The following is a 7,605-nucleotide window of genomic DNA, read 5'->3' as shown; positions in this document are numbered from 1 at the left end:
TGTTCGTCGGAAAAACGCTTCTTCATGGGGATGTCCTCATGTGGCTTATGAAGACATTACTAACATCGGGGTGTACTAATCAACGGGGAGCAGGTCACTGGAGCGATTCGTAGGATCAAACCATCACCGTCAAACAAGTTGATTTCTTTGTCGGCTGGCTTGGTGTTTTTGATTTCAGTGTCAGTGAGCTTCTTAGCGATTTTTGCCATTTTGGGACCCTCGATTTTAGGACCCTTCGTTGTGGGTCCCATTCAGGGTGCCATAAGTGATAGTTCTCAGCAATTCTCACTAGACTACAATAGACGTAAAAAAGCCCGCAAGACTGGTTCCATGCGGGCTTAGTAGACTTCATTGTACTTCAAACAACTAAAAAGTGGTGGGCTGGCGGAGTCTGAATTGAGTTTGTAATTAAATGAATTTATTGAATTAATGTCTAATTCAACTTTTCGTTGGTGCCTAAGAAGGTGCCTAAAATTTTTACCATCTTCTTTTGGTGAGAAATGAGAGATTGGTTTACAGCACTTAGGGACTCATAAGGCTTCGATCTTTGCTCATGGTAAAATGAGAAATATTATCAATATTTATTTGATTTTTTTTAATGTCAGATGCGATGCCGTTGCTATTTCCGCTACTGTAGCGGAAATAGCAACACATGAGCAGCATGTACTTAGAAAAATTTAAGATCTGGGCAACAGCCCGATGTTCTTTTTGGCACGCAGAATATCCGTTGCAGTAATGAAGGGGGGTTGCTCTCGCCATGTAAATCCCTTGCGGTCGATACGAGCCAGTTCGTACTTTTCGACCAGGAAATTAACAGCATCGGCAAGCGTTATCCCCGCATCGATATGCTCCTCAATGGCCGTGTCGTCATGAAATGGTGTGTCGTTGAGTGTGAGGCCGTAGTGGTGCTCCAGCAGATACGTTAACAACTGCTGCCACACCATTACGGGCGACAGGCGTGACGAAACCGGCACCGTGGCCGGTACAGATGAAAATTTGCATGAGTTGGATCCTGATAAAAGAAGAGAAGGTGTTACCTGGTTGCAAATGCCTGAGGATAAATAACGATGTAAACATAGCCATGAGAGCCGAGAGTGTCAGCTTCACAAGTTAGTCCGTTATGATACAACGTGACGCAATGCTGATGGCGCGGATTTAGTTCACCGGTTGTCAGCATCAATTCAAGCTGTTTCATCACTAGCGGAAATGCCTGATCCAGACGCAGTGCCTCCTCCTCGTTAAACGTACCACTAATACCTGCACGGTCCGCCAGAAAATGCAGGCGACAGCCTTCCTGCACAAGCCTTGCACCGAAGCACGGCGAGATGTCGCGCTTCAGTCCCCATGAATTTTGCATTTTTCTACTCCTTATTTAGTGTCAGTTGGTGGTGATGCACATCAGGCGTGTATACGGACCGTGGTTGTCACGACGGCGTTCTGCGTAAACCGCCAGCACACCGGAAATCTCCGCGACATCCTGACCGGTATAATGACTGGCGCTGCCGTGCCACTGGTATTTGCCCGTGCAGTAGCGAAAGATCCGGGAATCCGGATGCTGTCGCTGAATCGCCATCGCGGCCTTTTTATCGATGATTTTCATGGTTAGCCTCATAGCCAGCCACGTTCAGCAAAAGAAAGCACATCGATGCCAACAATAAGATGGTCCAGCACCCGCACCTCTACCATAGCCAGCGCGTTCACCAGATGTTGAGTGATGTTTCGATCCTGTTTACTCGGTTCTGTCTCTCCGGATGGATGGTTATGGGCCAGAATCACAGCGGCAGCGTTATGGCGTAGTGCCAGTTTCACCACTTCGCGTGGATGGACTTCGGTATGGTTAATCGTGCCCGTAAAGAGCGTCTCGCATTCCAGAAGACGGTTCTGATTATCGAGATATAAAACAAGAAAAACTTCGCGCTCCTGCAGAGCAAGACGCAGTTGTAGCCAGGTTTTGGTGAAGGTAGTGGAATTAAATTGTTCGCCAGGCTGGCGCTGATATTTTTCCAGTAAGCGGAGAGCGCGACGAATGGTGCGTGCTTCAGTTACCGGAAGATCAGGAGGTAGATTTATCTCTGACATGACAGGGCCTTGGAGGTAATAGTTAAAGTCGTTTATGAAGCAAGTTGAAGCATATTTTCAGCCATCACCCACAGAGCGCGATTGAGCTTTACGTCTCCGTCGATACCTTTGACAGCACGGGTTTGAGCACGCTGACCTTTCGTCGTTCGTCCTGACAGTCCGCCTTTTATCAAGTTCTCCTGAATGCGTTGGTAAGTGGTCCATAGGTCGTTGCTATCATCCTGCCAGCGGCGCGGGGAAAGGATTTGCGATTCCGTCACCGGCTGATGCTCTTCACCAAAGCGATAGGTTAATGCCGCTTTTGCCATCGCCTGCTGTGCTGGTGGAGGTAACAAAAGCGACTGCATGGCATCCCGCTTCTCCTCCACCCGGTCAAATATCCCCAGCACTTCGTAAGCCCCTTCAATGACTTTCTCCACCACATTGCCTTTATGTGGCACACGTACCTCACCAAAACTCTCACCGCAAATCAGCCCGTTCTGGCAGACTGCACGAAATAGCCCCGGCAACATCTGATATGAGCTGGAGCCGTCATGGCTGTTGAGCAGAATGATTTCCGGTACCTGCTTACCGGTTATTTGCCCTACCCGGCGCAGGCGCAGCATGTGTTTCGTGTGCTCTCGCTTGCTCTGGTCACGCACTCGGGTCTGGCAGGCAAAGAACGGCTGAAAGCCTTCACGCTGGAGGCTATCAAGCAGGGTAATGGTCGGGATGTAGGTGTAGCGATCCGAGCGGGATTCGTGCTTGTCAGTACTAAATACACTGGGTACATGGACCATCAACTCGTCATTTGTCAGTGGGCGGTCGCGGCGAATCTGGTTAATCCGTCCGAAGCGGCTGGCTAATTTCATGATAAAACTCCTTTGTGGTTAATGGCATAAATGCAGAAAGGCCGCGCTTCCGGTAAAGAATCGCGGCCTTTCTGCATTGATTTGGTGTTGCAGGGGAAAACTCTTTGTTGTTGGGGGATGCAACAGCTAGCTAATGTCTGCTATGAGCGATCAACGGACATTCAAATGACGAACTACATATGAACTGGACAATGTAGTTCGTCATACTCATGATCCTTCAAATTTAAGGCTTTTTGATCACCTCAACGTTCAGGCTCGTAGTGCCATTCTCACGGCTTATCTGCCCGCTCACACGCACCAAATCCTGCGCATCGAAGTGCTGCCCGTTCCAGACTTTCTGTGGAATACGAACTTTGATGGTTCCGGTTGGATCGCGGAACGTATACCACTCTTCCTGCTGCTGGCTGATGACATTGCCTTCCAGTGTGATCCACGCCCCTTCGTGCATCGACGGCACGGCCTGAATGCGGCTTTGACTGTTTTCCTGCTGAACCTTATGACCGGCATACATGCGTTCAGTGGCGACTGGCTCTTTCTCTGCGGAGAAACCGCCTTGCGCTGCCAGGGCTGGAATGACGATGAATGAAGCGAGCAACACGCCGGTGACGTTGACGAGCTGGCGACGAATCTGACTGAAGTATTGTTTTTGCATAGCAGGTTCCATTTATGATTTCACATCCTCCCAGGGGGGATGCCTTTATAATAAATGAGCGGCTATAAAAGCTCAATTGCAATCCCCTGTGGGGGATGAAAATGTGACAGGCTTCAGAGATAAAAAACCCACCAATTGGTGGGTTCAGGCATGTGGCTTTTACAAGAGAAAATCAGCGGGTAACGCCGATCCAGCCATGGTAGCCCATGTAAATGCCGACCAGGGCTATCAGTACGCTTGAGAAGTATGGGGCACGGCGTGCCAGAGTATCCAGGCCACTCCAGCGTTTGGTTGCCTGGCGAACGCTAAACGCCGCAGCTGCACCCACAGAAACCAGCGTAATTGCTAAGCCGATGCTGAAACACAGTACCAGCGCGGCACCGAGCGTAAATTCCTTCACCTGGATGCAGAGCAGCAGAACGGTGATGGCCGCCGGGCAAGGAATAAGTCCGCCGGTCAGCCCAAACAGGATAATCTGCCCGGTGGTTACGCTGCGATTGGCAAAACGTTTCTTGATGTCGTTCGCATGGGCTTTTTCGTGAGCGTCCTGGTATTCGCGGGAATTAACATCCAGCCCCTCCAGTGCGGAGTGATCGTGGTCATGGTCGTGACCGTGCTCATGCTCGCGAAACTCCACATCATAATCGTGTACATGCCCACGATGGCCTAAAGACAGGCGCACATCAAAACTGTGTGGCTCAGGGATCGCCAGGGCTGATTCCATAAACCCGTCTTTTTCAACGAAGTCGAAAACCTGAGAATAGGTTCCATTGCCCCGCCTTGTGGCTACAGAAATGTTGCTGGCTTCCCACTTTCTGCCGCTGAGCGTACGTAAACGCCAGTGAGGTGGCTGTCCTTCCTCGAAAATAGAGAGTTCAACGCTGCCGTGGCCGGTATCTATAATCCGGGTTTCATCATGTTCGTGATGACCGTGGGAATGCTCCTCTTCCTGCTCCATTTTCCATAGCTTCTCACCGCGCCAGGTACGCCAGAACATCCATGCTGCCGTGGCAAGAATGATGATGGCCGAAATTAACTGGAACCAGGGCTCCGCAGATTCAGCGGTGAATTTCTGACTGACATACATCCCACCCATGGCAATGAGCCAGACCACAGAGGTGTGCGAAATGGTCGCCGCCAGTCCCAGCAGAACCGCTTGTTTCACCGTTCCACGAATAGCCACAATAAACGCCGCCATCATCGTTTTGGAGTGTCCTGGCTCCAGTCCGTGCAGCGCACCCAGCAGGATAGCGCTGGGAATAAACAGCCAGGCATTGGCTACGCCTTGCTGCAGAAGAGCAGAAAAATCAGTCATGTTTCGCTTGCCTTAAAGATATTTGGTGATCTCTTTAAATTCGCTTAGCGTTGTTTCAGTTCCGGCATGATCGGCATGAAGCGCATCCTCCAGGCAGTGATCAAGATGGTCATGAATTAAGGTACGCTTTGCATTCGTTATCGCTTTTTCAACCGCATGCAGCTGTTGGGCGATATCCAGACACGCTTTTTCATCTTCGAGCATCTGGATGGTACTTTTCAGGTGCCCGGCGGCACGCTTAAGTCTTTTAATAATGTCAGGGTGTGATGCGTGAACAGTCATATCTTATCCTCTCCAGGTGGAGGGGATAAGATAATGTGTATCATCGCTATGGTCACATTTTTTATCGGCTTATCCTCTCCTGCCTGGTTGTCTTTCAGGGAAATTACTTCTCTTTCTTCGGCCATGACGGATGTTCATCGTCGATGACGAAATCATGTTCATGAGTGGATGCATTATTCGTTTCGGCGTCGGTATGGCTGTGCAGCTGAACATATTCTTCATGCTCAGGACGCCAGATAAGCACGGCGGTGAGCAACGACAGCGCCGCTACGATGGTCAACGCGATGAACGAAGCCTGTGTGCCCCATGTCGCGCCGACCCATCCGGCCAGCGGATAAGTCACCAGCCAGCATGAATGCGACAATGCAAATTGAGCGGCAAATAGCGCGGGTCTGTCTTCCGCCGTTGATGAGCGGCGCAGCAGGCGGCCACTGGGGGTTTGAGAAAGTGAATATCCGACGCCCAGCAATGCCCAAAGCACAACCAGAGTGAAGTAATCCATCAGGAAAATACCCAGCCCCAGGCCAATCACCAAAAGCGCGGCCCCCACAAGCATCGGCATGCGGTCGCGCATTTTGTCGAGGAGTCTCGGGAGAACCAGTGCAGACACCATCGACCCGACACCGAAGAAGGCCAGCGCAATGGCAGTCGAGCGCTGTGATAAACCAAAGTCAGCCTGTACCAGAACAACGGTATTGACGATAACCATCGCGCTTGCCGCTGCCACGGCCATATTGAGTGCCAGCAGACCACGCAGCCTTGGTGTTTTCAGGAAGATGCGCATGCCTCGCGTCGTTTTGTCATAGACGCTGCGTTTGACGGTTAACGCTTTCATTTTTGGCAACGACACGGAAACAACCAGAGCCGCAGAGGCGAGGAATCCGACTGCCGTACCGGCAAACAAATTATGGAAACTCATGACTGTCAGCAGCGCCGCCGCCAGCATCGGGCTGATAACGCTTTCAAGATCGTAGGCCAGGCGTGACAGAGACAGCGCCCGGGTATATTCACGTTCGTCAGGGAGAATGTCCGGGATCGTCGCCTGGAAAGTCGGTGTAAACGCTGCCGAAGCAGACTGCAGGAAGAAGATCAAGATGTAGATTTCCCAGATCTGAGTGACAAAAGGCAGCGCGATCGCCACCAGAGCGCGGACTAAGTCCAGCGTCACCAGCATGGTGCGACGCGGGAATTTATCGGCAAAGGCCGCCGCTACCGGCGCAACCAGAATGTAGGCGCTCATCTTGATAGCCAGCGCGGTACCCAGCACAGCACCAGCCCTGTCTCCGGCCAGATCATAAGCTAGCAACCCCAGCGCGACGGTCGCCAGACCGGTGCCGATAAGGGCGATAACCTGTGCCATAAACAGGTGGCGATAGGTACGATTAGAAAGAATATTGAGCATCAGGAATTCTCTTGGCTTAAATTTACATCCCCCCCGGGGGGATGATGAAAGCATAGAGGGACCTGGAAAAAATGACAAGCATTATCCTGGTGGGGAGGATGAGTGATTTACCAACCATCTGATATGTTGAATAAAAAAAGCTTCAGGTATCCCAGCGTTATACCTGAAGCAGCATAAAAAGTGTCGAAGGTGTTATCACCGCTTCCTTGCGAAGCCCCTTCTGACGAGAAAGGTGTTAACTCAGAAGTCCCAGGCAGGTTTTCAGACTCAGCCGTGTGGCTTCAACATCGCTATGGACGATGGTGCACCAGTCATCACGGTTAGCCCGAACGTCGTCCAGCCAGCTATTCAGCGCCTGATTGAAGGCCATGGTTTTCTCGCGCTGAGGCCAGCTCATCTGGTTAGCGCTGTAAATATCCTGCCCGGGCTGTGGCATCTGTACGGTTTGCTGCGTCGACATCCGGGAAGTCACCGACCAGGTATCAGAGTTGCCATCCCAGGAAGGCATCACCGGGAAGCCCGCGCCGCGCAGGGCTATATCCCAGGTGGCATCAAACAGGCATGTTTTCCCGTTTAACTCAAAAGTCACGGTGTCATGAAATCCCTGGGTTTGCGGCAAAATAGCCAGTATTTCCGGAGGAACGGGCAAGTCAGCCCAGTCAAACTGCACCAGTTTTCGCCTTGCTGTAATCCCACCGGCAACCAGCAATCGTTCGGCCGCGGCGGCTTTATGACGACAGTCGCCAAAACCCTGCTCAAACAGGCTCATGCTTTGGTTATTCCATGACCCAAGCTGATAGGGCATTCGCCTGACCAGTTCAAAAATGGCTCTCCGCAGTTCCGTTGAGCCCGGTTGAAGCCCGAGCGACTGTAAAATCCAGCCCGGCGTTATCGTCTCCTTAGCAGTGCGGCGAGCGATAATTCTTTGCCATGTATCACTGACTTTTTCGGCCAGAGAGGCTGCCAGGGTTTCCCCCGGCAGTAATGTTGTCATCAGCAACGCTCCTGTGGTGGTGAGAAAATG

Annotated in this window: 10 protein-coding genes and 1 pseudogene; all 11 read right to left on the bottom strand. The window is 51.4% G+C overall.

Going from position 1 to position 7,605, the window contains the following annotated elements:
• Window positions 1-95: 95 nt before the first annotated feature.
• Window positions 96-209, bottom strand: a pseudogene (locus ACMWLG_RS23560) (integrase); the annotation flags it as partial.
• 468 nt (window positions 210-677) lie between these two features.
• Window positions 678-1,049: a TA system toxin CbtA family protein gene (locus ACMWLG_RS23555; RefSeq protein WP_271057262.1), complete on the bottom strand. Its 372-nt coding sequence runs from the start codon at window positions 1,047-1,049 to the stop codon at window positions 678-680.
• Window positions 1,034-1,357: a type IV toxin-antitoxin system YeeU family antitoxin gene (locus ACMWLG_RS23550; RefSeq protein ID WP_032642918.1), complete on the bottom strand. Its 324-nt coding sequence runs from the start codon at window positions 1,355-1,357 to the stop codon at window positions 1,034-1,036. Before ACMWLG_RS23550 ends, ACMWLG_RS23555 begins: the two co-directional genes overlap by 16 nt.
• Window positions 1,358-1,378: 21 nt before the next feature.
• Window positions 1,379-1,600, bottom strand: coding sequence for a DUF987 domain-containing protein (locus tag ACMWLG_RS23545; RefSeq protein WP_032642916.1), 222 nt, complete (start codon window positions 1,598-1,600; stop codon window positions 1,379-1,381).
• An 8-nt stretch (window positions 1,601-1,608) separates the two neighbouring features.
• Entirely contained in the window at window positions 1,609-2,079 is a 471-nt protein-coding gene (gene radC, locus ACMWLG_RS23540) for a RadC family protein (RefSeq protein WP_032642914.1), read from the bottom strand.
• 32 nt (window positions 2,080-2,111) lie between these two features.
• Window positions 2,112-2,933, bottom strand: a complete 822-nt coding sequence (locus ACMWLG_RS23535) for a DUF932 domain-containing protein (protein ID WP_032642912.1) — start codon at window positions 2,931-2,933, stop codon at window positions 2,112-2,114.
• A 220-nt stretch (window positions 2,934-3,153) separates the two neighbouring features.
• Window positions 3,154-3,594 (bottom strand): YgiW/YdeI family stress tolerance OB fold protein, encoded by a 441-nt coding sequence (locus tag ACMWLG_RS23530; RefSeq protein WP_135695985.1) that lies wholly within the window; start codon window positions 3,592-3,594, stop codon window positions 3,154-3,156.
• A gap of 160 nt (window positions 3,595-3,754) precedes the next feature.
• Entirely contained in the window at window positions 3,755-4,897 is a 1,143-nt protein-coding gene (locus ACMWLG_RS23525; RefSeq protein ID WP_029602872.1) for a nickel/cobalt efflux protein RcnA, read from the bottom strand.
• Window positions 4,898-4,909: 12 nt separating this feature from the next.
• A complete protein-coding gene (locus ACMWLG_RS23520) occupies window positions 4,910-5,179 on the bottom strand; it encodes a metal-sensing transcriptional repressor (protein ID WP_009653703.1) in 270 nt (89 codons plus the stop codon).
• A 103-nt stretch (window positions 5,180-5,282) separates the two neighbouring features.
• Window positions 5,283-6,581: an MFS transporter gene (gene nirA / locus ACMWLG_RS23515; protein ID WP_029602873.1), complete on the bottom strand. Its 1,299-nt coding sequence runs from the start codon at window positions 6,579-6,581 to the stop codon at window positions 5,283-5,285.
• Between the two features lie 235 nt (window positions 6,582-6,816).
• Entirely contained in the window at window positions 6,817-7,575 is a 759-nt protein-coding gene (locus ACMWLG_RS23510; RefSeq protein WP_029602874.1) for a hypothetical protein, read from the bottom strand.
• Window positions 7,576-7,605: the final 30 nt, after the last annotated feature.

Source organism: Enterobacter sp. 01-M-02-SI-ECC (assembly GCF_047530595.1).
Classification (GTDB): domain Bacteria; phylum Pseudomonadota; class Gammaproteobacteria; order Enterobacterales; family Enterobacteriaceae; genus Enterobacter; species Enterobacter cloacae_M.
Note: the sequence above shows the minus strand (reverse complement) of the source record. Positions and strands in the feature narration are given on the sequence as shown.